22 protein-coding genes and 1 pseudogene are annotated in these 25,770 nt (G+C 63.9%); 13 read left to right on the top strand and 10 right to left on the bottom strand.

Annotated features, from left to right (window positions below; all coding sequences use genetic code 11):
• The first annotated feature begins 122 nt into the window (after positions 1-122).
• The 3 genes from F3H96_RS23435 (at position 123) to F3H96_RS23425 (ending at position 5,502) form a co-directional block, all read left to right on the top strand.
• A complete protein-coding gene (locus tag F3H96_RS23435; RefSeq protein WP_149804064.1) occupies positions 123-2,183 on the top strand; it encodes a bifunctional diguanylate cyclase/phosphodiesterase in 2,061 nt (686 codons plus the stop codon).
• Positions 2,184-2,325: 142 nt separating this feature from the next.
• Positions 2,326-4,593 carry a transglycosylase domain-containing protein gene (locus tag F3H96_RS23430; protein ID WP_149804063.1) on the top strand — a complete coding sequence of 756 codons (2,268 nt, stop codon included), beginning with the start codon at positions 2,326-2,328 and terminating at the stop codon, positions 4,591-4,593.
• Between the two features lie 159 nt (positions 4,594-4,752).
• The gene (locus F3H96_RS23425; protein ID WP_067004093.1) at positions 4,753-5,502 is read left to right on the top strand and encodes an SDR family oxidoreductase; all 750 of its coding nucleotides are present in this window, start codon (positions 4,753-4,755) and stop codon (positions 5,500-5,502) included.
• A 114-nt stretch (positions 5,503-5,616) separates the two neighbouring features.
• Here F3H96_RS23425 and F3H96_RS23420 read toward each other — a convergent pair whose 3' ends face one another.
• Positions 5,617-6,534 (bottom strand): zinc-binding dehydrogenase, encoded by a 918-nt coding sequence (locus tag F3H96_RS23420; protein WP_149804062.1) that lies wholly within the window; start codon positions 6,532-6,534, stop codon positions 5,617-5,619.
• Positions 6,535-6,671: 137 nt separating this feature from the next.
• Here F3H96_RS23420 and F3H96_RS23415 point away from each other — a divergent pair, with 137 nt between their 5' ends.
• On the top strand, positions 6,672-7,478 hold the full coding sequence (locus tag F3H96_RS23415) for a helix-turn-helix transcriptional regulator (protein WP_149804147.1): 807 nt from the start codon (positions 6,672-6,674) through the stop codon (positions 7,476-7,478).
• A gap of 6 nt (positions 7,479-7,484) precedes the next feature.
• Here F3H96_RS23415 and ybaL read toward each other — a convergent pair whose 3' ends face one another.
• Complete coding sequence (gene ybaL / locus F3H96_RS23410; RefSeq protein WP_149804061.1) at positions 7,485-9,284, bottom strand: YbaL family putative K(+) efflux transporter; 1,800 nt, start codon at positions 9,282-9,284, stop codon at positions 7,485-7,487.
• Between the two features lie 214 nt (positions 9,285-9,498).
• Positions 9,499-9,945, bottom strand: coding sequence for a host attachment family protein (locus F3H96_RS23405; protein WP_149804060.1), 447 nt, complete (start codon positions 9,943-9,945; stop codon positions 9,499-9,501).
• A gap of 413 nt (positions 9,946-10,358) precedes the next feature.
• Here F3H96_RS23405 and cysG point away from each other — a divergent pair, with 413 nt between their 5' ends.
• The 7 genes and pseudogenes from cysG to F3H96_RS23370 all read left to right on the top strand — a co-directional run bounded on the left by cysG (position 10,359) and on the right by F3H96_RS23370 (position 16,675).
• Positions 10,359-11,807, top strand: a complete 1,449-nt coding sequence (gene cysG, locus F3H96_RS23400) for a siroheme synthase CysG (RefSeq protein WP_149804059.1) — start codon at positions 10,359-10,361, stop codon at positions 11,805-11,807.
• Complete coding sequence (locus F3H96_RS23395; RefSeq protein WP_149804058.1) at positions 11,804-12,109, top strand: DUF2849 domain-containing protein; 306 nt, start codon at positions 11,804-11,806, stop codon at positions 12,107-12,109. Before cysG ends, F3H96_RS23395 begins: the two co-directional genes overlap by 4 nt.
• Positions 12,110-12,210: 101 nt before the next feature.
• On the top strand, positions 12,211-13,881 hold the full coding sequence (locus F3H96_RS23390) for a nitrite/sulfite reductase (RefSeq protein ID WP_149804057.1): 1,671 nt from the start codon (positions 12,211-12,213) through the stop codon (positions 13,879-13,881).
• Complete coding sequence (locus F3H96_RS23385; protein ID WP_149804056.1) at positions 13,856-14,617, top strand: phosphoadenylyl-sulfate reductase; 762 nt, start codon at positions 13,856-13,858, stop codon at positions 14,615-14,617. Before F3H96_RS23390 ends, F3H96_RS23385 begins: the two co-directional genes overlap by 26 nt.
• 233 nt (positions 14,618-14,850) lie before the next feature.
• Positions 14,851-15,384, top strand: coding sequence for a DUF934 domain-containing protein (locus F3H96_RS23380; protein ID WP_149804055.1), 534 nt, complete (start codon positions 14,851-14,853; stop codon positions 15,382-15,384).
• A gap of 34 nt (positions 15,385-15,418) precedes the next feature.
• Positions 15,419-15,862, top strand: a pseudogene (locus F3H96_RS23375) (GMC oxidoreductase); the annotation flags it as partial.
• Between the two features lie 192 nt (positions 15,863-16,054).
• On the top strand, positions 16,055-16,675 hold the full coding sequence (locus tag F3H96_RS23370) for a DJ-1/PfpI family protein (protein ID WP_149804054.1): 621 nt from the start codon (positions 16,055-16,057) through the stop codon (positions 16,673-16,675).
• 108 nt (positions 16,676-16,783) lie between these two features.
• Here F3H96_RS23370 and F3H96_RS23365 read toward each other — a convergent pair whose 3' ends face one another.
• Positions 16,784-17,023: a hypothetical protein gene (locus F3H96_RS23365; protein ID WP_149804053.1), complete on the bottom strand. Its 240-nt coding sequence runs from the start codon at positions 17,021-17,023 to the stop codon at positions 16,784-16,786.
• 218 nt (positions 17,024-17,241) lie between these two features.
• Here F3H96_RS23365 and grpE point away from each other — a divergent pair, with 218 nt between their 5' ends.
• The gene (gene grpE / locus F3H96_RS23360; RefSeq protein WP_149804052.1) at positions 17,242-17,874 is read left to right on the top strand and encodes a nucleotide exchange factor GrpE; all 633 of its coding nucleotides are present in this window, start codon (positions 17,242-17,244) and stop codon (positions 17,872-17,874) included.
• Positions 17,875-17,984: 110 nt separating this feature from the next.
• A complete protein-coding gene (locus F3H96_RS23355; RefSeq protein WP_149804051.1) occupies positions 17,985-18,617 on the top strand; it encodes a trimeric intracellular cation channel family protein in 633 nt (210 codons plus the stop codon).
• A 90-nt stretch (positions 18,618-18,707) separates the two neighbouring features.
• Here F3H96_RS23355 and F3H96_RS23350 read toward each other — a convergent pair whose 3' ends face one another.
• The 6 genes from F3H96_RS23350 to F3H96_RS23325 all read right to left on the bottom strand — a co-directional run bounded on the left by F3H96_RS23350 (position 18,708) and on the right by F3H96_RS23325 (position 25,737).
• Positions 18,708-19,595: a GNAT family N-acetyltransferase gene (locus tag F3H96_RS23350; RefSeq protein WP_149804050.1), complete on the bottom strand. Its 888-nt coding sequence runs from the start codon at positions 19,593-19,595 to the stop codon at positions 18,708-18,710.
• A 183-nt stretch (positions 19,596-19,778) separates the two neighbouring features.
• Positions 19,779-22,058 (bottom strand): PAS domain-containing hybrid sensor histidine kinase/response regulator, encoded by a 2,280-nt coding sequence (locus F3H96_RS23345; RefSeq protein WP_149804049.1) that lies wholly within the window; start codon positions 22,056-22,058, stop codon positions 19,779-19,781.
• Positions 22,059-22,180: 122 nt separating this feature from the next.
• Positions 22,181-23,170, bottom strand: a complete 990-nt coding sequence (locus F3H96_RS23340) for an MDR family oxidoreductase (protein WP_149804048.1) — start codon at positions 23,168-23,170, stop codon at positions 22,181-22,183.
• Between the two features lie 112 nt (positions 23,171-23,282).
• Positions 23,283-23,771: a signal peptidase II gene (gene lspA, locus F3H96_RS23335; protein WP_149804047.1), complete on the bottom strand. Its 489-nt coding sequence runs from the start codon at positions 23,769-23,771 to the stop codon at positions 23,283-23,285.
• Between the two features lie 22 nt (positions 23,772-23,793).
• Positions 23,794-24,654 carry an RNA methyltransferase gene (locus tag F3H96_RS23330; RefSeq protein ID WP_149804046.1) on the bottom strand — a complete coding sequence of 287 codons (861 nt, stop codon included), beginning with the start codon at positions 24,652-24,654 and terminating at the stop codon, positions 23,794-23,796.
• A complete protein-coding gene (locus tag F3H96_RS23325; protein WP_149804045.1) occupies positions 24,655-25,737 on the bottom strand; it encodes a class I SAM-dependent rRNA methyltransferase in 1,083 nt (360 codons plus the stop codon).
• Positions 25,738-25,770 lie beyond the last annotated feature (33 nt).

Below are 25,770 nucleotides of genomic sequence, written 5' to 3'. Positions count from 1 at the left end.
GACATGCTTTGCAGGCCGAAAAACGCGTCACCATCGAGCGCGATGGGCGCTCTTAAGACATTACTAATTGCTTGATAGGATTGATTAGCTGGTATGCTAAGCAACCGTCTGGCTGGTTCAGAATGCGCTATCATCGTTGGCGAGAGAATGTCTTTCTTGGCCGATCAGATTTTCTTTTCTCGAAGGTGCCTCATATCGTTGCCGGTCTTTATGCGCTGGTCAGCGCGGTATGGATTGCGTTCAGCGATAGGGCGCTGGTCAGCCTGGTCGGGGGCTACAGCCAGTATCAGCACCTCCAGACGTATAAGGGATGGCTCTTCGTTTCTGTTTCGGCGCTGGTAATGTTTCTGTTCCTCCAAAGCGCGTGGAAGGCCATCCTCGCCGCCTATGAAACCGCGCTTGAAAGCGAGCGCCGTCTTGAACTGGCGCTGGCCAGCGCGGATGGCGGCGTCTGGGAACTAAACCTGGCTGAAGGTCAGGAAACGATTGCTTTTGTCTCACCGCAACTCACCGCTCGACTGGGACTTACGCCCACCCAGCGGCTTACCATGGACGAGTTGCTGCGCAGAAGGCATCCTGATGACGTCGAACGGGTCGACCATACTTTCGAGGATTTCATCAAGTCTGGCGGCACGCGTTCCTACGAGGATCGCTATAGGGTGCGAGCAAATGATGGATCCTATCGCTGGGTGCATTCGCGCGGAAACATCGTCTCCCACAAGGACGAAATAGCCCTACGGATGGTCGGCGTCTCCCTGGACATCACCGAGCAGATGGAAGCCCAAGAGCGGGTCCGACAACTTCTGCGCTATGACCCCCTGACCGGCTTGGCGAAACAGCAGAAATTCCTTTCGGATATTGACGACGCGCTTACCAGGATGAGTTCCGGCGGCATGCTTGGAATTGTGCAGGTGAAGCTGCTCGACCTGGACAGATTCATCAGCGACTCGGAGACCTTGGAGGACGCAATGATCGTTCGGATCGTCGGCGATCGTCTGCAGGCGCTGGCGGAAGCCGGCCTCACGGCCTCTCGAGTTTCAACGGATATTTTCGCGATCGCCACGCCTGCGCTGAAGACGCCTGAAGCGGTCCAGAACTCGATGAGGCAGGTCCTGAGCGTCTTCTCGAAGCCGCTGCAGGTAGATGACAGATGCGTGCGACTTCGATTTCAGATGGGAGGTGCACTCTTTCCGCAGGACGGCGATAATGCGCACATTCTTCTGCGCAATAGCGGCCTTGCCCTCGGCAAGGCCGACCGTACCGCCGACGCCGGCATTCGCTGGTTTACCGAAGGACTGGATACCGAATCGAGGAAGCGAAACGATCGTCTCCGGAATCTCGCGAATGCCGTGGCCAATGGCGAAATCGAGTGTCATTTTCAGCCAATTGTCGATCTCGCGACAGGCCAGACAGCTGGGTTTGAGGCACTGGCGCGCTGGCGTAGAAGAGATGAGGGTCTTGTACCTCCGGATCAGTTCATCGGCGCCGCCGAGGAATTCGGTCTCATATCGGAAATCGGGGAAGATATCCTCAAGCAGGCATGCCATGCCGCTGCACAGTGGCATGCAGGCTCGGAACCGGCGCCGTTCGTAGCCGTCAATGTCTCACCCATTCAGCTCGATGACCCCGTTTTCCCGGCCGTCGTTGCACGTGTTCTTGCGGAAAGCGGATTGTCCCCCAGCCGACTGGAGCTCGAGATCACCGAGAATGCCCTGGCAAACGATCCCGAGGTGGCCGCACAGCGACTTACGACCTTGAGACGGCTGGGGATTTCGATTGCAATCGATGATTTCGGTACTGGATATTCGTCCCTGTCGCTCTTGAGCAGATTTCCCTTCACTCGGCTGAAGATCGACGGGTCTTTTGTCGCCGGCTATGGCCAGCGGCATGAGCCCACAGTCATCGTCGACATGATCATTGACCTTTGCCGACACCTCGACCTGTCGATGACTGCCGAAGGCGTGGAAACGAGCAAGCAAGCCGAACTGTTGTCCGCCAAGGGCGTCACCCTAGCGCAAGGTTATCGATTCAGTCGTGCCGTCCCGGTTGAGAACGCGCCGGCTCTTCTTCGTACAAACTGGCCCGTCGAAATGGAGTTTAAACCGCGCAATCGCCTGCAACCACCAAGCGGCATGAGAAGCTGCGGATCGCTTACGGCGGCAGTCCCCGGTCGCGAAGACTGACGGTGACGGAGTAGAACAAGATTAACAAATTCCTAACGGAATTCAAAGGCTTGGCCGAAGTTCCGCTTAACGCGCCTTTAAACCGCCGCATCTACTCTGCAACTCGAGCGCCATCGGCACCGGGGACAGACAAGCACAGCGCATGGCGAACCGCAGGGACAGTCGCATCGAACCGAGCTTCGAGGGATCGCCGCGCGCGAAGTCCTCCGAAGGCTTTTCGGTGAGCGAGGAGGATCGCGTCGTGCCGCGTGCCCGTAAATCCACTGCAAAAGGCAAATCCGCCAAGGCAAAATCTCGCAACCGTGGCCGGAGCGGAAGCCGGCGCGGGCTGTTCGGCATTGCCACCCGCCTGGTCTATTGGTGCTTCGTGCTTTGCATCTGGGGCGGCATCGCGGTGGCCGGCATCGTCGTCTATTACGGCGCCAAGATGCCGGCTGCGACGACGTGGTCGATCCCGGACCGCGCGCCCAACATCAAGATCGTCTCCGTCGACGGCGGGCTGATCGCCAACCGCGGCATGTCGGGCGGCGAGGCCGTCGGCCTGCATGAAATGTCGCCCTATATCCCCGAGGCGGTCGTCGCTATCGAGGACCGCCGCTTCTATTCGCATTTCGGCATCGACCCGATCGGCCTGTCGCGCGCCATGGTCACCAACCTCATCGGCGGCCATTTCTCGCAGGGCGGCTCGACGCTGACGCAGCAGCTGGCGAAGAACCTGTTCCTGACACCGGACCGCACGCTGGAGCGCAAGGTGCAGGAAGTGCTGCTTGCGCTGTGGCTGGAGCACAAGCACAGCAAGGACCAGATCCTCGAAATGTACCTCAACAGGGTTTATTTCGGCTCGGGCGCCTATGGCGTGGAAGCGGCCTCGCGGCGCTATTTCGGCAAGAGCGCGCGCGATGTGACGCTTTCGGAGGCGGCGCTGCTCGCCGGCCTGCTCAAGGCGCCGTCGCGGCTTTCGCCGGCGCGCGACCCGAAGGCGGCGGAGGAGCGCGCGCAGCTCGTGCTCGCCGCCATGCGCCAGGAAGGCAAGATCAGCGACAAGGAATACAAGGTCGCGCTGAGCGCGCCGGCGACACGCGCGCCGTCCTACTGGACCGGCTCGGAGAACTATGTCGCCGACACGGTCATGGAAGAACTCCCGGACCTGATTGGCGACGTGCGCGGCGACATCGTCATCGACACCACCGTCGACTTGACCCTGCAAAAGCTTGCCGAGCAGTCGATCCGCCGGCTGATCGACGAGAGCGGCAAGAAGCTCAACGTCACGCAAGGGGTGCTGGTCTCGATCGACGATTCCGGCGCCGTGCGCGCCATGGTCGGCGGCTACGATTATTCGACCAGCCAGTTCGATCGCGCCTCCGAAGCGCGGCGCCAGCCGGGCTCGGCCTTCAAGCCTTTCGTCTACATGGCGGCGCTGGAAGCCGGCCGCACGCCGGACAGCGTGCGCAACGACGCCCCGATCAGAATAGGCAAATGGACGCCCGACAATTACGGCGGCAAATACTATGGCAAGGTGACGCTTGCCACTGCGCTCGCCAAGTCGCTGAACTCGGTGGCGGCGCAGCTCACCATGGAAGTCGGGCCCGACGCGGTCGTCGAGGCGGCGCATCGCATGGGCATCCAGTCCGAGCTTCAATCGAACACCTCGATCGCGCTCGGCACCTCGGAAGTGACGCCGCTGGAGTTGACCTCGGCCTATGTGCCGTTCGCCAATGGCGGCTACAAGCCGGACATCCATTTCATCCGCCGCATCACCACCGGCGACGGCAAGGTGCTTTACGAAAACAGCGGCGGCAGCGCGCCGCGCGTCATCAAGTCCGACATCGTCGGTATGATGAATTCGATGATGACCGGCACCGTCGAGATCGGCACCGCCAAGAAGGCGGCCTTCAACTGGCCTTCGGCCGGCAAGACCGGCACCAGCCAGAATTCGCGCGACGCCTGGTTTGTCGGCTACACCGCCAATCTCACCACGGGCGTGTGGTTCGGCAATGACGACGGCAGCCCGATGAAGAAGGTCACCGGCGGTGCCTTGCCGGCGCAGGCCTGGCACGAGTTCATGGTGGCGGCGCATGAAGGCGTGCCTGTGCGGCCGTTGCTCGGCACCTGGAAATCGACCCCGTCCGACACCATCGTGCCGGACGAGATTCCATCCGCGGACGCCTCGCAGCCGACACCCGCGCCGCCGGCCGCGGTCGGCCGGTCACAGCCTGTTGCACAGGCGCCGGCGCCCGCGCGCCAGATGCGGACCACACAACCGGCCGAGACCGTCGATGCCGGCGGCTTCGACATGCCAAGCGACGGCGGCGAGACCGCCTTGATCAAGCATCCGGTGCCGCCTGGCAATGTCGGCGGCCCGACGAAAAAGCGGCAGACCTCGATCCTCGACATCCTCGGCGGCGGCTGAAAGCCCATTCCGCTGGATCGGAACGGGCTTCAGCTTCTTTTTTGACCATGATCTTTTCCGGAATCCGGAACCCACTTTCCGGGATCACGGTTGCGGCGGCAACATCGCCTCTCGCAATGGCTGGCGCCTTCGGCTACATGTCCGGCCGGAGATCAAGCCATGGCCGAAATCGACAGCAGAAAAACCATCGTGCTCACCGGCGCCAGCCGCGGCATCGGCCATGCGACGGTGAAACGTTTTTCACGCGAGGGCTGGCGCGTCATCACCTGCTCGCGCCAGGCCTTCGCCGAGGACTGCCCTTGGCCGGCCGGCCCGGAGGACCACATCAAGGTCGATCTCGCCGACCAGGAGGATGTCGGCATCGCCGTCTCGGAAATCCGGCATCGGCTGGAAGCGCATGGCGGGCAATTGCATGCGCTGGTCAACAATGCCGGCATCTCGCCGAAGCTCAAGGACGGCGGCCGGATGAACTCAATCGAGACGCCGATGCATGTCTGGCGCGACGTGTTCCAGGTCAATTTCTTCGCGCCGATCATGCTGGCGAGGGGCCTGTTCAAGGAACTGGCCGCCGCCAAGGGCTCGATCGTCAACGTCACCTCGATCGCCGGCACGCGCGTGCATCCTTTCGCCGGCACGGCCTATGCAACCTCGAAGGCTGCGCTCGGCTCGCTGACGCGCGAGATGGCGCATGATTTCGGCCCGCACGGCATCCGCGTCAACGCGATCGCGCCGGGCGAGATCGACACCGCGATCCTTTCGCCCGGCACCGACAAGATCGTCGAGACGATCCCGCTGAGAAGGCTCGGCGCCACCTCGGAAGTCGCCGACATCATCTTCTTCCTGTGTTCCGGCCAGGCGTCCTATGTGACCGGCTCGGAAATCCACATCAATGGCGGCCAGCACGTGTGAGCGGGCTAAAACGCGTTGCGCTGAAGGGGGTTCAGGGCGACGCGCTTTAGCTCTTTGTTTATGCATGTCGTTGTCCCAAAACCGCTGCGCACTTTTGGGCGACATGCATTAGCTTCAGGCCATTGTGAGAACGGCCTTGCCGCTGATGCTGCGCTGCCGCAGGGCGTCCAGGGCTTGGCCGATGTCCGTCCATGGCAGGGTCATGGCCACGCGGGTCTCCAGCCGGCCGGCCGCGACCAGGCCAAGCAACGAGGCGATGTCCGCACCAATGGCTGAGCCGGACGCGTAATAGGCGAACGTCTGAAGCCTCGCCCCCTCGTGGCCCGGCACGAACTGACGAAAGCCGATGGGCGTGAGCTCGCCGCTGCTCGAACCGAACATGACGATGGTCCCGCCAGGGGCGACGCGCTCGATCGCGTGTGCAAGGCTTTTACCGCCGACCGACTCGGTGATCAGCGAAAACGGTCCCTCGGCGAGCTCGATCGACTCGACGACCTGCCCGGCGCCCAAGGTGCGGAGATCGTCGGCATGCCGGACGGCTGCGACCGCAGTGACGAAGCCGCCTTGCTCGCGGGCGATTTGGATCTGGAGACGACCGACCGCGCCGCTTGCGCCAGTGATCAGGACCTGCTGGCCAGCAAGGTCGCCGCCATGGCGCAAGGTCCGCAGCGCCGTCGTGCCTGCCACCGGAAGCGTGGCCGCGGAGGCGCAGCTGACCTCGTCCGGCAGGACGGCGAGACGGTCGGTCGGAACGGCGACACGTTCGGCCCAGCCGGCCTGGTCGACCAAGGCCGCAACGCGGGTGCCCGCGGCCGGGCCGGAACCATCGGTCGCTGCACGGTCGACGATCCCAACGACGTCTTGGCCGGGTATGAAGCCGTCCGGCCTGATGGCAAGCAGGCGCAGCTCGCCGCGGTTCAACGAGGTTGCATGAACCGACACAAGCGCCTCGTTGGCCAAGGGTTGAGGTTCCTCGAACTCGGCGAGCCTCAGGCCGGTGGCGGTGTCGGGAGACGTGACCAGGGCGAACATGGGGTCGTACCTTCTTGCGGGGTTGCGCAGCGTCTAAGCGATCAGCCGTCGCCTGCCATGAGCAAACCGGAGCCTATCGACTTCCTCGCTCGAAGAATTTAGATATCATGGCTTCTTATCGCTAAAAGCCGTCAATGATGAGACAACCGCTACGCTGGCCCTGGCCCGATTTCGACGTCGATGACGTGCTCGCGCCGGCGATCGCCGTTCGCGTCGACGTCACCGAGACCAGGGCTGAGGTGGCCGAGCACTGGCATCGCAAGGGACAACTCGTCTTTGCGCTCGGCGGCGGGGTCACCTGCCGCGTTCCCGGCGGCCTGTGGATGGTGCCGCCGCATTGCGGTGTGTGGATCCCCGGCGGCATGCAACACAGCAACATCGCGACGGCCAATGCCCGGATTTTCTTCGTCTATATCGAACCGGGCGCCGCCGACCTGCCGGATAGGTGCTGCACGCTTTCGATCTCGCCGCTGCTGCGCGAGCTGATCATAGAATTGTCGGACTGCGCGCCGCACGATGCGAGGTGCGGCTTCCTAGGAAGTGTCCTGCTCGCCGAGCTGCCGCTTATGCCCGTTCAGCAATTGCATCTGCCGATCTCGGCCGAGCCGCGGCTAAGGCGGATCGCCGAAAGCTTGGCGGATGATCCCGCGAACCGCAGCACGCTGGCCGAATGGGCAAACCGCGTCGCGCTCAGCGAGAGCAGCCTGGCGCGGCTTGTGGTGAAGGAGACAGGCCTGAGTTTCGGGCGCTGGCGCCAGCAGCTTCATCTGATCGTGGCTCTCAGGGAATTGTCCGCCGGCGCCAGCGTGCAGCAGGTGTCCGGCGATCTCGGCTATGAATCCGTCACCGCCTTCATCACCATGTTCAAGAAGGTGCTGGGCAAGCCGCCGGCAAGATATCTCAGCGATATCGCGCAAAACGGCGGTTCCGCATTCTCGACCTGACATCGATCAAGCAGGTTGCGGTTTGACCTCGATGGCGGGTTCGATCGGAACCGTGGCTTTGCCGGCCACCACCTCGACGATCCCTCGCGCGATCTCTCGCTCGCCCATGATCACGGTGTCGGCGCCGAGGCCTTTCAAATGTTCGACCTCGGCATCGGAATGAGCGCGGGCAATGACATTGATCGCCGGATTGGCGGCGCGCGCGCGAAGCACGATCTGCCCGGCCTCGAAGGCGTTCGGGATGGCGAGGATCAGCCGCTTGGCGCCTTCCGGATTGGCGGCTGAGAAGACGTCCGCATTGGCGGCATTGCCGGCGACGGTTTCCACGCCGTCATCGCGCAGCTTCGCCAGCATCTTGTCGGCATCCTCGATGACCAGGAAAGGCAGGGCGGCTTCCTTCAGCGCGGCGCCCACCAGGCTGCCGACGCGTCCGTAGCCGATCAGAATGGAATGGCCGGCGAGCGCCGTTTTCGGCGGAGGGCCATCTTCCTCTCCCCGAGCTGCCAAGACCGAAGCCACCTGCCCGGGCTCGGTGGCCGGGCCGATCGGTCTTGACTCTTCGACGGGCGCAGCCTTGCCGGCGCGTTTTTCGAGCCACGGCTTCATCCAGTCGACGATCAGGAACATCAGCGGATTGAGCAAAATCGACAGGATCGCGCCGGCGAGGATCAGGTCACGGCCCTGCTCGGGCAACAGTTTCAGGCCGACGCCAAGCTCGGCCAGGATGAAGGAGAACTCGCCGATCTGGGCAAGGCTCGCCGAAATCATCAGCGCCGTCGCGATCGGATAGCGGAAGGCGATGACGATGACGAAGGCGGCGAGCGACTTGCCGACGACGATGATGGCCAAAGTAGCGAGGATCGGCAGGCCGTTGCTGATCAGGCTGAACGGGTCGAAAAGCATGCCGACCGAGACGAAGAACAGCACCGAGAAGGCATCGCGCAGCGGCAGCGATTCTTCCGCCGCGCGATGGCTGAGCTCGGATTCGCTCATGATCATGCCGGCGAAGAAGGCGCCGAGCGCCAGCGAGACGCCGAACAGCTTTGCCGCGCCGAAGGCGACGCCGAGCGCGATGGCAAGCACCGACAGCCGGAACAGTTCCCGCGAGCCGGTATGGGCGACGTAGTGCAGGATCCAGGGGATGACCCTGCGGCCGACCACCAACATGACGACGACGAAGGCGGCGACCTTGGCGAGCGTGACACCGACGACGCCCCATATGCCGTAGCTGGCGGGCAGCGAAAGCAGGCTCGCATGGTCGTCGACCGGCTGCTGGCCGCCAAGCACGCCGGCGAGCGCGGGCAAAAGCACCAGCGCCAGCACCATGGCCAGATCCTCGACGATCAGCCAGCCGACGGCGATGCGGCCGCGTTCGGTCTCGATCAGCCGCCGCTCCTGCAAGGCGCGCAAAAGCACCACGGTCGAGGCGACGGACAGCGCCAGGCCGAAGACCAGGCCGGCGCCCAGCGACCAGCCGAGCAGCCAGGCAAGACCCACGCCGAGCAGGGTGGCAAAGCCGATCTGCACGATGGCGCCCGGCACGGCGATGGCGCGGACGGACAGAAGATCCTTCAGCGAAAAATGCAGGCCCACGCCAAACATCAGCAGGATGACGCCGATCTCGGCGAGCTCATTGGCAAGGCCGGCGTCGGCGACGAAGCCGGGCGTGTTCGGTCCGACAAGGACGCCGGCGACAAGATAGCCGACAAGCGGCGGGATGCGGAAACGGTTGGCTAAGGCCCCGAAGACGAAAGCAAGCCCCAGACCGGCGACGATGGTGGCGATAAGGGGCGTGTCATGCGGCATTGTCTATGGAGCGCCTTTCGAAAATCGCAATGTCGGATGGGCGCCCGCCGAGGCCGTCGCCTTCGGCAATATGGTGGAGGCGGTAACAATGATGCAACCGCCGCCGCGCAGAAATCCGGCCAACCGCGCGCAGATTCGACAAATTCAGCACTTCGCGGAGCCGGATTGTGCTCCGAGTCCCGATCCAGCCGCGAAGTCGCTGGCTTTTCGCCGTTTATGCCGCCTGCAGCAGGGTCTCGATATCGAAGATCGTGTGGTTGGTCAGCGTCTTCGGGATCTCGGCCTGCACCTTGTCGGCGACCTCCTTGTGCAGCTTCTGGCGTATCTCGCCGAGCACCTGCGGCGGGGCTATCAGCACGACCTCGTGGAAGTCACCCCTATGCGCGAGCTTGTAGAGCCGCTCCGCGATAGTGTCGGCAAAGCGCTCCTTGCCGAGGCGGTGCCAATCGGTGTCTTCAACCGCGCTGCGGTGAGCTGTAGGTCCGTCACTGTAGCGGCCCGGCCTGTCGCTGCCCTGCTCGCGGGTGGCGGGGTTCTCCTGCTCCAACTCCTGCACGACCCGGAGGTTCGGATATTTGGTATCGCCTTCGTTGCGAAGGAAAAGCGCCTTTTCGCCGTCGGCCACGATGACCCAAAGTCCGTGCTTCAGCTTGATGCTCATGGCGTTCCTCCTTGCTGGCGTGCTTGCCGATCCGAGCTCAGGGTCGACAGAATGAATCGCTAGGCAAACGAGCCGCGAAGCATGATTGTTCCCGGTCGGGCGGTGACGCCTCGGTCACTTCGGGCGGGCGAAGCGGAGCAGGCACGGAAAGGTCGGCTTTAATCTACCAACTTAGTAGAATTTAGAAAAAACTGTTTTGCCGCTTTCCAGTTGCAGCGCTAAAAATACGACGGATCATTGCGGTTTGTCATGCCGCCCTGATCGCTCTATCCTGAAAGTAGAATTTTTTTCTCCTGCCTTTCGCGGTTGCGAAAAAGCGATTGCCTGCCGTTCGGCGGCGCGCGAGTGATTGCCTTCTGATTTTTGGCGCACCCGCGTAAAACTGCCAAACTGTTCCAGTATTGCTCATTGCCATGCAGCCAGCCAATGCCAAGCTCAATGCCTTTCCCGTCTTCATGCGGGTCGACGGCGAAGCCGTAGCCATCGTCGGCAATGGCGAGGAAGCGCTTGCCAAGGCGCGGCTGCTTTCGCAATCGAGCGCGGTGCTGCGCATCGTTGCCGACAACGCCAATGCGGAGCTGCTTGCCTTCATAGCCGCATCCGGTTCCGTTCATCTCAATGCAGCCTACGAAGTTGCTCATCTTCGTGGCGCAGCCTTGGTGTTTGCAGCCAGTGGCGACGAGGCGCTCGATCGCCGCGTGGTCGACGACGCGCGCCGGCTGGGCATCGCGGTCAACGCGGTGGACCGGCCCGAGCTCTGCGATTTCTTTACGCCTGCGCTGGTCAACCGCGCACCGGTCGCCATCGCTATCGGCACCGAAGGCGCCGGACCGGTTCTGGCGCAGATGCTGCGCGGGCGCATCGACCGGATGCTGTCGCCGTCGTTCGGCCGGCTGGCAGCGCTTGCCGCCTCATTCCGCGCCGCAGCTGAGACGCTGCCGAAGGGCAATCGCCGCCGGCGGTTCTGGAGCGATTTCTTCGCCGGCGCGCCGGCCAAGGCAATCGAAGCCGGGGAACTCGCCGAGGCGCATAGTGCGGCGCTTGACCTCTTGGCTCAGAATACGCCGGCCGAGGGGTACATCGCGCTGGTCGGCGCCGGTCCGGGCGCCGAGGATTTGCTGACGCTGCGCGCGCACCGCCTGCTGATGGAAGCCGACGCGATCGTCTACGACGCGCTGGTGCCGGAGGCGATCGTCGCCATGGGCCGGCGCGATGCCGAGCGCCTGCCGGTCGGCAAGCGCAAGGGCTGCCATACCAAGAGCCAGGAAGAGATCAATGCGCTGCTCATCGAACTCGGCCGCGCCGGGAAGCGCGTGGTGCGGCTGAAGTCCGGCGATCCGCTGGTGTTCGGCCGTGCCGGCGAGGAAATGGCGGCACTGCGCGAGGCCGGCGTTGGCTATGAGGTGGTTCCTGGCGTCACCGCCGCTTTCGCCGCCGCCGCCGATTTCGAACTGCCGCTGACGCTGCGCGGCGTTTCGTCATCGATGGTCTTCACCACCGGCCACGACCTCAAGGGCAACTCGCTGCCCGACTGGGCCAAGCTCGCCATCTCCGGCGCCACCGTCGCCGTCTATATGGGCCGCTCGGTAGCGGCCGAGGTCGCCGGCCGCTTGATAGAGGCCGGTCTGTCGCCCGACACGGCGGTCGCCGTCGTCGAGAATGCCAGCCTCGGCAACCGCCGCCGCTTCCACGGCACGCTGGCCGACCTGCCGTCGCTGGAAACGCGCGCGGATCTTACCGGCCCGGTCATGACGATCATCGGCGACGCGGTTGCCGGCGCCAATTTCGAACATTCCGAGCCGCTTGCGACACGTAAGCATGAACAAGCGGCCAGCGTGGCGGCCGAAGGAGTTGAGAAATGAAAGTTCTGACCGCGAACAGGCTCTCCGACGGTATCGCCGTCTGGTATGCCGATGGCGGCTGGGCGGAGACTGTCGGCCATGCCGATATCGCGCACGACAAGGCAGCGGAGGATCGGCTGGAAGCGATCGGCGCCGCGGCCGCCGCCAACAATGAGGTGGTCGACGTCAACATCATCGACGTCATCATGGTCGACGGTTTGGTCGAACCGGTGCGGCTGCGCGAAAAAATCCGCGCTGCCGGTCCGACCATCCGCACCGATCTCGGCAAGCAGGCGAGCCCGGAAACCGTCCGGGCGGCATAGGTTTTGAGCATGATCCCGAAAAGTGGGAACCGGTTTTCGGAGAAGATCATGTTCCAACAAAGAAATGGAAGAGCGGGCGGACGAGCCCGGAAAGACGAAGCATGTACCGTTACGACGAGTTCGACCACGATTTCGTTCAGGCCCGTGTCGCCGAGTTCAGCGATCAGGTGCAGCGCCGGCTTGCCGGCGAGATCACCGAGGACCAGTTCCGCCCGCTGAGGCTGATGAACGGCGTCTATCTGCAGCTGCATGCCTATATGCTGCGCATCGCGGTGCCCTACGGCACGCTGAACAGCAGGCAGTTGCGCATGCTGGGGCATATCGCCCGCAAATACGACAAGGGCTACGGCCATTTCACCACGCGCCAGAACATCCAGTTCAACTGGCCGGCGCTGTCGGACATTCCGGCTATCCTCGCCGACCTCGCCAGTGTCGAGATGCATGCCATCCAGACCAGCGGCAACTGCATCCGCAACGTCACCGCCGATCATTTCGCCGGCGCCGCCGCCGACGAGGTCGCCGATCCGCGTCCCTATGCGGAGATCCTGCGCCAATGGTCGTCGGTGCATCCGGAATTCTCGTTCCTGCCGCGCAAGTTCAAGATCGCAGTGACCGGCGCCGAGCGCGACCGCGCCGCCATCCAGACGCACGACATCGGCCTGCATCTGAAGAAGAACGCTGCGGGCGAGCTTGGCTTTGCCGTCTATGTCGGCGGCGGCCAGGGCCGCACGCCGATGGTGGCGAAGAAGATCCGGGACTTCCTGCCGGAAGCCGATCTCTTGTCATACTGCACGGCGATCCTGCGCGTTTACAACCTGTATGGGCGCCGCGACAACAAGTACAAGGCGCGTATCAAGATCCTGGTCCACGAGACTGGCGTGGAGGAGATCACGCGCCAGATCGAGGCCGAATGGCAGGAGCTGAGGGACGCGGACCTCAAGTTGCCTGAAGCCGACATCCAGGCGATCAACGCTTATTTCGCGCCGCCGGCGCTGGTCGACCGGCCGGAAGGCGACGACGCGGTGAAGCAGGCGCGGCTCGATTCCAAGAGTTTCTCGCAATGGCTCGACCAAAATGTCGTGACCCATCGCTACCCCGACTACGCTGCGGTGACGATCTCGCTCAAGGGCATCGGCGAGGTGCCCGGCGACGCCACCGACAGCCAGATGGAAGCGGTCGCCGACATCGCCGAGAAATACGCCTTCGACGAATTGCGCGTCAGCCACGAGCAGAACCTGATCCTGCCGCATGTGGCGCGCGCCGACCTCAAGGCGGTGTATGACGCGCTGGTCGAGATTGGTCTCGCGACGGCGAATTCCAATCTGATCAGCGACATCATCTCCTGCCCCGGCCTCGATTATTGCGCGCTGGCCACGGCACGCTCCATTCCCGTGGCGCAGGAGATATCGCGCCGTTTCGCCTCGCTGGAGCGGCAACGAGAGATCGGCGAGTTGAAGCTGAAGATCTCCGGCTGCATCAATGCCTGCGGCCACCACCATGTCGGCCATATCGGCATTCTCGGCGTCGAGAAGAAGGGCTCCGAGCTCTACCAGGTCACCCTCGGCGGCTCTGCCGACGAGAACACCTCGGTCGGTGAGATCATCGGTCGAGGCTTCTCCTCGGAAGAGATCACCGATGCCATCGAGCAGATCGTCGACACCTATCTCGGCCTTCGGCTCAATCCCGATGAACGTTTTATCGACGCCTACCGCCGTGTCGGTCCCGCGCCGTTCAAGGAGGCGCTCTATGCTGGCGAAACCAAGGCCGCTTGACCGTATCGGCGGCGTCGAGGCCGGCATCGCCGCCGAAGCGGCGGGGCTCGACGCGCTGCATGGCCATCTGAAGCCGATCGAGATTATCGAGCGTTCGGCGCGCGAATTCCGTGGCGCAATCGCCGCCGTGTCGTCTTTCGGCGCGGATTCGGCCGTGCTTTTGCACATGATCGCCGAAGTCGACAGATCGCTGCCGGTCATTTTCCTCGACACCGGCAAGCATTTCGAGGAGACGCTGGGTTATCGCGACGCGCTGGTCGCCGATTTCGGCCTGACCGATATCAGGGTGATCCAGCCGGACGAGGCGGCGCTCGAACACGTCGATCCGACCGGCAGGCTCCACGAGACCGACACCGATGCCTGCTGCAATGTGCGCAAGGTCGAGCCACTGGCGCGCGGCGTCGAGCCATTTCGGGCCTGGTTCACCGGGCGCAAGCGCTTCCAGGCTTCGACGCGGGCGGCACTTCCGGTGTTCGAGGCGGTCGGCTCGCGCATCCGCATCAATCCGCTGGCACATTGGACGACATCGGACCAGGCCGACTATATGCGCGCGCATGCGCTGCGCGAAAATCCGCTGGTCGCCTACGGTTATCTCTCGATCGGCTGCTTCCCTTGCACGCAGCCGGTGCAGCCGGGCGAGGATGCACGCAGCGGCCGCTGGGCAGGTCACGCCAAGACCGAGTGCGGCATTCACCTGTCGGGCCTGGAGAAGTCGCTGACCGACGCTTCACTTTAGCGTATGCCGATAGTCAGGCGGGGCCCGCCCGCGAATGGCGGCTTCCTGTGCTTCCGGCCTTCGCCGGCCGAAGCATTCATGATAGTGACGAAGGAGTTTAGGCTACGGCTGGCGCGGGCCGGTGCTCACGTACTTCAAGTACGCTCCGCTCCGGTTCTCGGAAGGCTACCCATCGCAGGCCGGCCCGACCTGACCCTCGACATAGCTCGGATTTTTGGACTTTGGGATTTTTGATGACTGGATCGACGACAGCGAGGACCCGCCTTTGGACCCCGGACGGTTTTCGCGAGGACGAGTGGACCCATGTCGAAAGCGCCGAGGCGCTCGCCGGCAATGGCCGTTTCATCCTGCCGCTGCAGGTCTTTCTCGGCCTTGACGACGAGACCCGTAAGTCGGCAAGCGAGCGCATCGGTGTGCTGCTGCAGCCCGGCGACGAACTCGACAAGATAACCGGCCTGTTGGACCAGCTGTCGCTGGTGGCGCTGGCGTTCCCGGCTTTCAATGATGGCCGCTCCTTTTCCAAGGGCGAATTGCTGCGCGGCCGGCATCATTTCAAGGGCGCGGTGCGCGCCACCGGCCAGGTGCTGGTCGACCAGCTGCCGCATATGCTGCGGCTCGGCTTCGATGAGTTCGAGGTCTCCAATCCGGTGTTGTTGAAGCGGCTCGAGGAAGGTCGCACCGGCGGCCTGCCGGTCTATTACCAGCCCGCCATCGAGCCCGAGCCCAAGGGCCCGAAATATTCCTGGCGGCGCAAGCGCGCCGAGTAACGCAGCGTCATCTTTACAACGCTCGCGGGCAGGTCTTCTCTCAACGAACGGGCGTGGCGAGGTCGGGTTGTCCGGCAGGGATCCGCAGGCGCCGCCACGTATCGATCCGCGTTTCCTCCAGGACGAACGCGACGCCGACCTTCTGCTCAAGGGCGTGCGAATGATGCGCGCCATACTGGAGGCGCCGGCGCTGGCGAAGTATCGCGCCAAGGAAATCTACACCGCCGGCGCTTCAAGCGATGCCGAGCTGATGGCGCATATCAGGGCGCGGGCCGACACGATCTACCACCCCGCCGGCACCTGCAAGATGGGCATCGACGACATGGCCGTGGTCGATCCGAGACTCAAGGTTCGCGGGTTGGAGGGGTTGCGCGTGATCGATGCCTCGGTGATGCCGACCTTGATCGGCGGCAACACCAACGCGCCCACCATCATGATCGCCGAGAAGGCCGCGGACATGATCCGTGCTGTCGCCTGATCCTGCTTCTTGGTCGGACCAGCTTGTTCGATTTTTCTGCGCCGGCGCCGCCGCTGAGCATCGGTCGAGGCGTGCCAATCCATCTGGTCAGACCACTTGTGCGATTTGCACTTCCCCTTCCGCCGACTTGCCCTTAGGATAGGGCTATTATTTCGCGCCACGAAATAAATAGCCAGCAAAGGGAGGTGCAGCATGGCAGGCAAGAAGATATTGATGCTCGTTGGCGAGTTCAGCGAGGAATACGAGATTTTCGTCTTTGAACAGGCCATGCACGCGGTTGGTCACACCGTCCATGTCGTCTGCCCCGACAAGAGGGCAGGGGATGTGCTGAAGACCTCGTTGCATGACTTCGAGGGCCATCAGACCTACACGGAAAAGCTCGGTCACGACTACATCCTCAACAAGACCTTCGCCGAGGTGAACCCGGCCGAATACGATGCCGTCTACGCGGCGGGCGGGCGCGGGCCGGAATACATCCGCATCGACAAGCGCGTGCAGGCGCTGGTCAGGCATTTCCACGAGACCGGCAAGCCGATCTTCACCATCTGCCACGGCGTCCAGATCCTGATCGCGGTCGATGGCGTGGTGCGGGGCAGGGAAGTCGCGGCATTGCATTATTGCGAGCCGGAAGTGACGCTTGCCGGCGGAACCTATATCGATGTCGCCCCGACCGGCGCCCATGTCCACGGCAATCTGGTTTCAGCCAAGGGCTGGCCGGGCCTTGCCGCTTTCATGCGGGAATGCCTGAAGGTGCTTGGCACTGAGATCCGCCATGGCGAAGCGCTGATGCGCGACGACAGGAAGGCGGCGTAGGCGCTGGAGCGGTCCATCGTTCGCGAATGCGACGATCCGCTCTATCTGCTTGCCCGCTCTATCTGCTTGTTTGACTTGTTCGACGCAATTTCCGGACGGAAACGCGTTTTACGCTTTTCCGGGAATGGCCCTGATCGGGACGTGCGGCTGTTGATGCCGCGCGTTACCGGCCTTCTTCGCCTCGGCACCCTCAAGCCGGTCGAGCAGGTCGCTCAGCCGCTGGGGCACCTCCTTTTCCAGGCGAAAGGACGGCAATGTGCGCAGAAAGCGCTTCGTCGCTTCGCTGCCCGCCTGCCGCCTGATATCGCGGGCCAGTTCGGCTCGCCTGTTGCCGTTGTTGCCTTTCATCGTCCCAAAATCCTGTGTCGGGTTCGAAACTCCTGCAACCCGCCTATGGTTCCCGCAGCCGCGCTCATGAGCAAGCAAAGCCGCTGGATAGGGTAAAATTTGAATTAATTCGTATCGATACCCCTGGCATCCGCCGTCAGCGGTTACCCCTTGATTTTTGGCCTCCAAACCTCGATATCGGGCGCAAATCCAGACCAATCCGAATGACGGGAAACGCGATGAGCGACCAGGCAAAAGACGAACGCACGCCCGAAGACATGGAAGCCACCCAGGCTTCCGGCGAGCGTGCGGAAGGTGGCGTCGACGGCGACTACGAAGCCCTCGTGCGGCTGCTGAAGGAAAACGAGGAACTGAAGGACCGCGCGTTGCGCGCCGCGGCCGAGATGGAGAATTTGCGGCGGCGCACCGCTCGCGACGTACATGATGCGCGCACTTACGCGGTGGCCAATTTCGCGCGCGACATGCTGTCTGTGTCCGACAATCTGCGCCGCGCGCTTGACGCGATCCCCGCCGAGGCGAAGGCTGGCGGCGACGCAGGCTTCAAGGCGCTGATCGAAGGTGTCGACCTTACCGAGCGCGCCATGCTTGCGGCGCTGGAACGCCACGGCGTGAAGAAACTCGTGCCCGAAGGCGAGAAATTCGATCCGAACTTCCACCAGGCGATGTTCGAGGTGCCCAACCCGGAGGTTCCGGCCGGCACCGTCGTCCAGGTGGTGCAGCCGGGCTATTCGATCGGCGAGCGCGTGCTGCGGCCGGCGATGGTCGGCGTCGCCAAGGGTGGTCCGAAGGCGGCTGCCGAGGCGAAGGTCGAACCAGGCCCGGTGAACGAGCAGGCCGAGAAGGATGCGTAGGAAGAGTGAGTAGCGAGTAGGGAATAGCGAGTAGGGAAGTCGGTACCAACCGGACCGCTTCGTGGTATTCACTACCACTCACTATTCGCTACTCACTACTCGCTGAACTCATGAATCCCATCGCGCTGCTCGACTATGCCGGCGTCGCCGTCTTCGCGGCGACGGGCGCGCTTGCCGCATCGCGCAAGCAACTCGACATCATCGGTTTTCTGTTCCTGGCCAGCGTCACCGGTATCGGCGGCGGAACGCTGCGCGACGTCATCCTCAATCTGCCGGTGTTCTGGGTCGCTAACGGCGGTTACGTGCTGATCTGCGCCGTGGTCGCGGTGCTGGTCTTCTTCAGTGCCCACCGCGTCGAATCCCGCTACAAATTATTGCTGTGGCTCGACGCCATAGGGCTTGCCGCCTTCGCGGTGATGGGCGCGGCCAAGGGGCTGACAATCACCGGCTCGCCCGTCGTGTCGGTCATCATGGGTGTGCTGACGGCGACCTTCGGCGGCATTTTGCGCGATCTGCTTGCCGGCGAACCCTCGGTGCTTTTGCGGCCAGAAATCTACGTCACGGCCGCCCTTGCCGGCGCCACCATCTTCACCCTCGGCGACCTTGCCGGCCTGCCGGCGTTGGCGTCGAGCCTGCTCGGCTTCGCGGCCGCATTCCTCGTGCGGGGCGGGGCGCTGAAATTCGGCTGGTCGTTTCCAGCCTATAAGAGCCGGCCGGGACGGCGGCCGGAGGATATTCCGTGAGCAGTGGTAAATGGTGAAGAAAGTGAATGATCAGCAGCGGCGTGGCGGCACTGGTCGCATGCTATATTCACTATTTACCATTCACCAGCATTACGCCGCGAAGCGCTGACCTTCGCCGCCATAGTAATTGACGTAGCGGGCGCCGATCTCCTTGACCGGCATGACGACGAAGACGTCGACCGTCGAGAATTCGTGGTCGATGACGCAGCCGTCGCCGATGCGGGCGCCGACTCGCAGATAACCCTTGACCAGGGGCGGCATGGCGGCGATCGCCGCCTTGGTGTTCACCGCCTCGATCGGCATCAGGTCCATGGAGCAATAGCGCCCCGGGACGGCGCGAACGTCCCAGGCGGAGTTGGTGCGGCAATGATAGGCGAGATAGGTCAGCGCCTCGGCATGTGCGGCCGGCACGATGCCGTGGAAAGAGGCGCAGCCCGTCATCACGCCGATGCCGTAGTGGTTGATATAGGCCCAGATGCCCTGCCAGAGCGCTTCGATGGTCCGCTTGGAGCGGTATTCCGGCAAAACGCAGGAGCGGCCGAGTTCCAGGAAGCGCTGGCCGGGATGCCGCGCGATCAGCTTGGTGAGCTCGAACTCGCCTTCGGAATAGAAGCCGCCGGCAGCCGTGGCGATCTCCTGCCGCAGCAAGCGGTAGGTGCCGACGATGCGGCGATGCTCGGGACCGGGAAGGGAAGTGTCGAACACAAGAAGGTGATCGCAGAGCGGATCGAAACGATCGGCGTCACGCCGGTCCTGCGCCTGGAACAGGTCCTTTCGCGCGCCAAGCTCGTCATAGAATACCCGATAGCGGACTTCCTGGGCGGCGGCGATCTCGGCCTCGTTGCGAGCCAGCCGCACCTCAAGGTTGCCGATACGGCCCAGCGGAGCACCGCTTGCGACGGCGTCGGCGGTACGGGCAGCGAGCAGGGCGCCGCCGGCATTCGGCCGAGTGTCACATTCAGGCATGACTGTATGCACGAGTGATTCTCCTTCGAGCCATCCCTCTTGGCACGGGGATACGGTGTAGGTGCAACAGGATTGTGACAGTACCGTGATACGGCGTGGCGGGCAATACTTTGTCGGCTGGGCAATACCCTCAACCGGCTATCTTGTGGCCGCGAAAGCCAAGCGCTCCAAGGCTCGCAAGGGTTAAAAATTTCCTCAGGCGGCAACCTGGCCCTCGACTGCCTGGACGAGCGCATCGGGGTCGAGCGGCTTGGTGACGAAGCCGCTGGCGCCGTGGGCAAGCACGGCATGACGGGTCTTTTCCTGGCTGTCGGCCGAAAGCACCATGATCGGGATCGGCGGCATGGCCAAGGACTCTTCATGGCGACGGATGGCGGCGATCGCATCCAGCCCATCCATGACAGGCATGTGCAGATCCATCAGCACGACGTCGAAGCGGAATTTGAGGCCGGCTTCGGTAACGGCATCGACGGCGGCCTTGCCGTTGCCGACGATCTTGACGCGATGCCCCGCCTTGAGCAGCGTGGCGCGGGCGAGCATGGCGTTGATGTCGTTGTCCTCGGCTATCAGCACCGACAGGCCCTGATCGCGCCTGCGCGCCATGGAGGCGCCGCGTGGCTGCGGCCGCGGCTGGGCGAGCGCGGAGCCATGGCTGGTCAACAGCACCCGCAAGAGGGTCTCGCCGCGCACCGGCCTGGCGAGGAAGGTGGCATAGCCGCTGGCGCGGAATTCGCCGAGCATGCCGCGGTCCGTCGGCGCAATCAGGGTAATTGCTTCGCAATCCGCAAAGCCTGAGTCGCGCAACCGCTTGAGCAGCCTGCCGTCGCCGTTTTCGAGCGCGGCGTCGATCAGGAGCACGTTGCAGCCGGCGGCGAACGGAGCGGCCTGGGCAGGTGTCGCCGCAATCTCTACAGTCCCGCCATGGGCTCTGATCGCGCGGGCGATGGCGTCGGCCTCGATGGCGTTTTTCGACACGATCGTCGCCCGTCGGTCGGCGAGGATGTTGTGGCGGTGCGGCGGCGGTTCGGTTGGCGCGACCGCCGGGATCTCGAGGACGAATTCGGACCCTTCGCCGAGCCGGCTGGAAACCGAGATCGTGCCGCCCATGGCCGCCACCAGCCGCTTCGAGATGGCAAGACCCAGGCCGGCGCCGCCATGCACCCTGGTCGAGGTGCCGTCGGACTGCTCGAACTCCTCGAAGATGCGCTCCATGTCCTCTTCACGCAGTCCCGGGCCGGTGTCGGCGACAGTGAAGCAGATACGGTCGGTGGTTTCGGTGCGGGCGCGCGCCACGGTCAGCAGAACGCCGCCGGTATCGGTGAATTTCACCGCATTGCCGATGAGGTTGAGCAGCACCTGGCGCACGCGGCCTGGATCAGCGGTGATCATCTGCGGCACGTCGGGCTCGACGTGGCAGCCGAGGCCGATGTTCTTGGCGAAGGCCTTTGCAGCGAGAAGCTCGATGATGTTGTCGGCGATTTCACGCAGCGACGTCGGCTGCGGCTCGGGCTCGAAGCGGCCGGCCTCGATCTTGGAATAGTCGAGCAGATCTTCGATGAGCGCGAGGAGTGCGCTGGCCGAGGTGGAAACAGCGCCGACATAGGTGCGCTGTTCGGGTGAGAGGTCGGTATCGGCAAGCAGCTTCGCCATGCCCATGATGCCATTCATCGGCGTGCGGATCTCATGGCTGACGGTGGCGAGGAAGCGCGACTTGGCCTGGCTGGCATATTCGGCGCGCTCGCGCGCGGTGATCAGCGAGGATTCGGCGCGCTTGCGGGCGGTGATGTCGCGGGCGATCGCCCGGTGCGAGACCGCGCCGGTGTCCTTGTCGCGCACCGACAGTTCGATCCAGGAGAACCAGCGCGCTCCGTTCGGCGTGCGGATCGCGACATCGGTGGAGCTCAGGCATTCATGGTCTGAGAAGGCGGCGTCGGGAACGATGCCGACATCGATGCCAAGCTCGGACAAGGTCTTGCCGGCAAGATAGCGCGGGTCGATCTCGACAAGCGAGGCAAAGACGCTGTTGGCATAAACGATATGGCCGTCGCGATCGCGATGGACGACGAGGTCGCCCAGGGCGTCGATCAGGCCGCGGAAGCGCTCCTCGCTCTCCTGCATCTCCCACATGCGGTCGGCGAGAGTCTCGATCTCGGCGCGGCTGCGGGCGGCTGTCTCGTCGAGCAGCACGGCAGTGCGCCGCTCGTCGCGGCGGTTGCGCAGATGCATGGCAAGACCGGCAAAGGCCGCGGCGGCGAGGCCGACGGTGACGATGAGCGGCGCCCCGGTGAGATGCGCCAGTCCGGCCAGAACGGCGATGGCGACGATCGTCAGGAACGGCAGGCCTTCGCGGCTGCGAGTGGGCAATTCCGGCGCCAGCGGCGGCGCGACAAGCACCTGCCGCTTCGGCGCGTCGAGGACGAGCCCGTCAGCGCCAGCGGTCTTGCCGTCCTGCCTGATGTCGGAATCCGCGACCATGCGCAAACCATGCCAGACAGAGATTATGGAAGACTGGGGCGGATCGTTCGAATTTTAGCGATTGCGCCGATTGCGGTTGCCCGCGTTCACGGACAAACCGGTGTTTTCCGACATGCTTCCAGCTACATATCGACGACGACGCGGCCCCTGATCCTGCCTTCGACGATGTCGTGCGCGGCATCGATGATGCCGTCGAAACCGATCGTGCGCGACAGGGTCGACAGTTTCTCGAGATCGAGATCGGCGCTAACACGGCGCCATGCCTCCAGGCGGACTTGCTTCGGCGCCATCACGGAATCGATGCCGAGCAGCGAGACGCCGCGCAAGATGAAAGGCGCGACGCTCGACGGCAGGTCCATGCCGCCGGCCAGGCCGCAAGCGGCGATCGCGCCACCATAGGAGGTCATCGACAGCACATTGGCCAAGGTATGGCTGCCGACCGAGTCGACGCCGCCTGCCCAGCGCTCCTTGGCGAGCGGCTTTGCCGGCTGGCTGAGCTCCTCGCGCGAGATGACTTCGGCCGCGCCGAGGTCGATCAGATAGGGGCTTTCGGCGTTGCGGCCGGTCGAGGCGATGACATGGTAGCCGAGGCTGGAGAGGATCGAGATGGCGACCGAGCCGACGCCGCCGGCGGCGCCCGTCACTACAACCGGGCCGCGGTCGGGCACGATGCCATGCCGCTCCAGCGCCATGACGGAGAGCATTGCCGTATAGCCCGCAGTGCCGACGGCCATGGCATCGTGCGCGCTCATGCCCTCAGGCAACGGCACCAGCCAGTCGCCCTTGACGCGGGCGCGTCCGGCATAGGCGCCATGGTGCGTCTCGCCGACACCCCAGCCGTTGAGGATGACATGATCGCCCTTGCGCCAATCGGGATGCGCGGAGGAGATCACCGTGCCGGCAAAATCGATGCCCGGAACCAGCGGCCAGCGGCGGACGACCGGCGCCTTGCCGGTGATGGCGAGCCCATCCTTGTAGTTCACCGTCGTCGCCTCCACGGCGACGGTGACATCGCCTTCCATCAGGTCGGCCTCGGTCAGGTCGACGACATCGACCGACTGCTTCTTCTCCGCATCGCGCGAAACGAGGATGGCTTTGAAGGTATCGGGCATGGTTTTCTCCTCGCGATGACGATTTGTTTTCACGCAACTCCGGACAGAAAACCGCGGCACACTCTTCCCGGAATTGCTTCACAAAAGAGTTTGCGGCGGTCGCCGGCCGCGGTCAATTGCCTGGATCCTGGGGCTTGGCTTCGCGCCGCCAGCCGATCAGCTCGTCGAAGACGACGAGCGCCGCGCCGACCGAAATGAAGGCGTCGGCGAGATTGAACACCGCGAAGGACCAGACGGGCGTGTGGAACAGGATATAGTCGATGACGTGGCCGTAGACGGCGCGGTCAATGAGGTTGCCCAGCGCGCCGCCGATGATCAGGGCAAAGCCGATGCGCGCGATGACATGGGCGACCGGCGTGCGCGCGGCGAGATAGAGGACAAAGGCGACGACGAGCACGGCAATGATCACTAGGCCGGTGTCGCCGAAGGACTGGAACATCGAAAAGGCGACGCCGGTGTTGTAGGTGCGAAACAGCGCCAGGAACGGCAGGAGATCGACTTTCTCCTGAAAGGCGAGACCGTTCTCGACCAGCTGCTTGATCCACTGGTCGAGCCCGATGGCAACGACGACCAGCACGGCGTAAGGGGACCAGGATTTCACTCAACAGCCCTCATCGGCGTCCTCATCGCGTGTCGTTGGCGGACTCGAGCTTCAACGCGCCGCGCCGGATTTCAAACAGCATCACGCCGGTGGCGACGGCCAGATTGAGCGAGTCGGCACGACCTGCCTGGGGGATTCTCAGCAGCCGGTCGCAGCTGTCGGCGAGGCTGTCGGGCAGGCCCTTCTGTTCGTTGCCCATCAGCAGCAAAACCGGGCCCCTGGAGAAATCGACCGAACGATAGTCGACCGCGCCCTTGAGATGCGTTCCAGCGACAAGACCTGAAAAATCGCGCCGCCAGCCGAGGAAGGCCTGCTCAGTCGCCTTGGCGACCGGCACAGCGAAGATCGAGCCCATCGAGGCGCGGACCGTTTCCAGCGAAAACGGGTCGGTGGTGTCCCCGACCAGGATGACGCCCTTGGCGCCGACGGCGTCGACGGTGCGGATGACGGTACCGAGGTTGCCTGGATCGCGCACCCGGTCGAGCGCGACCCAGACATCGCCATCCCTGGCGCGGATGTCCTTCAACGGCACGGTCTGCTGTGCAAAGACGCCGACCACCATCTGAGGATTTTCACGGCGGGTGATGGCCGCAAGCACTTTTTCGGAGACCTCCAAAACCGTGCCGCCGGTGGCAACAGTCCGCGCCGCGACCTTTTCGACGGCCGCATTGCCGCGTCCCGCCTTGGCGAAGACCAGAGTCCGGATCGACCAGCCGAGGTCGAGGGCATCGATGACCAGCTTCAGGCCTTCGGCCATGAAGGCGTTCTGCTGGTCGCGGAACTTCTTCAAGGCGAGTGCCTTGATGTCCTTGACCAGCGGATTGGCAAGGCTGGTGACCTCCTTGACCTGCCCGACAGGGCGAGCGCCATCATGTACAGTCATTCAAGCCACCCAGCGCGAGAACAGCGAGGTCGACAGCGCGCGGCCGGCGGATTTCTCGCGAATGATCAGTTCGCCCGATTCGACCGTGCCGCCCATGCCGGCGAAGGTATCGCGCATCAGCGCATGGATGGCGAAGAAGGACGCGCGGATCGAATAGGCGGTGAGGACGACGGCCAGCGGTTTCGGCGTCAGGATCGAGCGGCAAAGGTCGGTGAGGCCCGGCAGGTCTTCGAACAATTGCCAGACCTCGCCTTTGGGGCCGCGGCCATAGGCCGGCGGGTCGAACAGCACGATGTCGTAGCGGCTGCCTCGCCGTTCCTCGCGCTCGGCGAACTTCACCGCGTCCTCGACGATCCAGCGAATCGGCTTGTCGGCAAGGCCGGCCATCTCCTGGTTCTCGCGCGCCCAGCCAATCGCCTTCTTCGAGGCATCGACATGGGTGACCTCGGCGCCCGCGCGGGCCGCCACCAGCGAGGCCAACCCAGTATAGCCGAACAGGTTCAGCACTTTCACCGGGCGCTTCGCCGACGCGATCAGCCCCGCCATATGATCCCAATGCGAAGCCTGCTCCGGAAAGACGCCGACATGGCGGAACGAGGTGAAGCGGCCGAGATAGTCGATGCCGTCATGCTTCATCGGCCAGGTTTCGCCAAGCGGCGCCTTCGGAAAGCGCCAGCGGCCGATGCCTTCCTCGTCGGTGTCGCCGGTGAAGATGGCGTCGGCGCGCTCCCATTCCCTTGCCGGCAGCGCCCGCTGCCAGATCGCCTGGCCCTCGGGGCGCACGATCCTGTAGGGGCCGTACTGCTCGAGCTTCTCGCCGGCGCCGCTGTCCAGCAACGTGTAATCGGCATTGGGCGCGACTTCGAGGATGAGCGGCAGGCGCTCGGCGGGCAACGCGCCCTCGCGACGCGCAAGCGCGCGCGGCGCCGGTTTGGCTTCCTGCCGATCCATCGGCTTGGCTTCGCGGCGCTCGGCAGGCGCTGCCTGCTGCCGTCCAGCCGCAAACGCATCACGCGGGCGGGCCTGTTCCGACCTCGTGGGGTGCGGGCGGCCATCGCGGCGTTTGTCGCGAAAAGATTTCAAGAAGGATCATCTCCGGCGGTTCGGCCCGCTTCT

The sequence above is a fragment of the Mesorhizobium sp. NFR06 genome (assembly GCF_900115245.1).
Classification (GTDB): Bacteria; Pseudomonadota; Alphaproteobacteria; order Rhizobiales; family Rhizobiaceae; genus Mesorhizobium.
The sequence above is the reverse complement of the archived record's forward strand: the minus strand, read 5'-3'. Positions and strand labels throughout refer to the sequence as shown.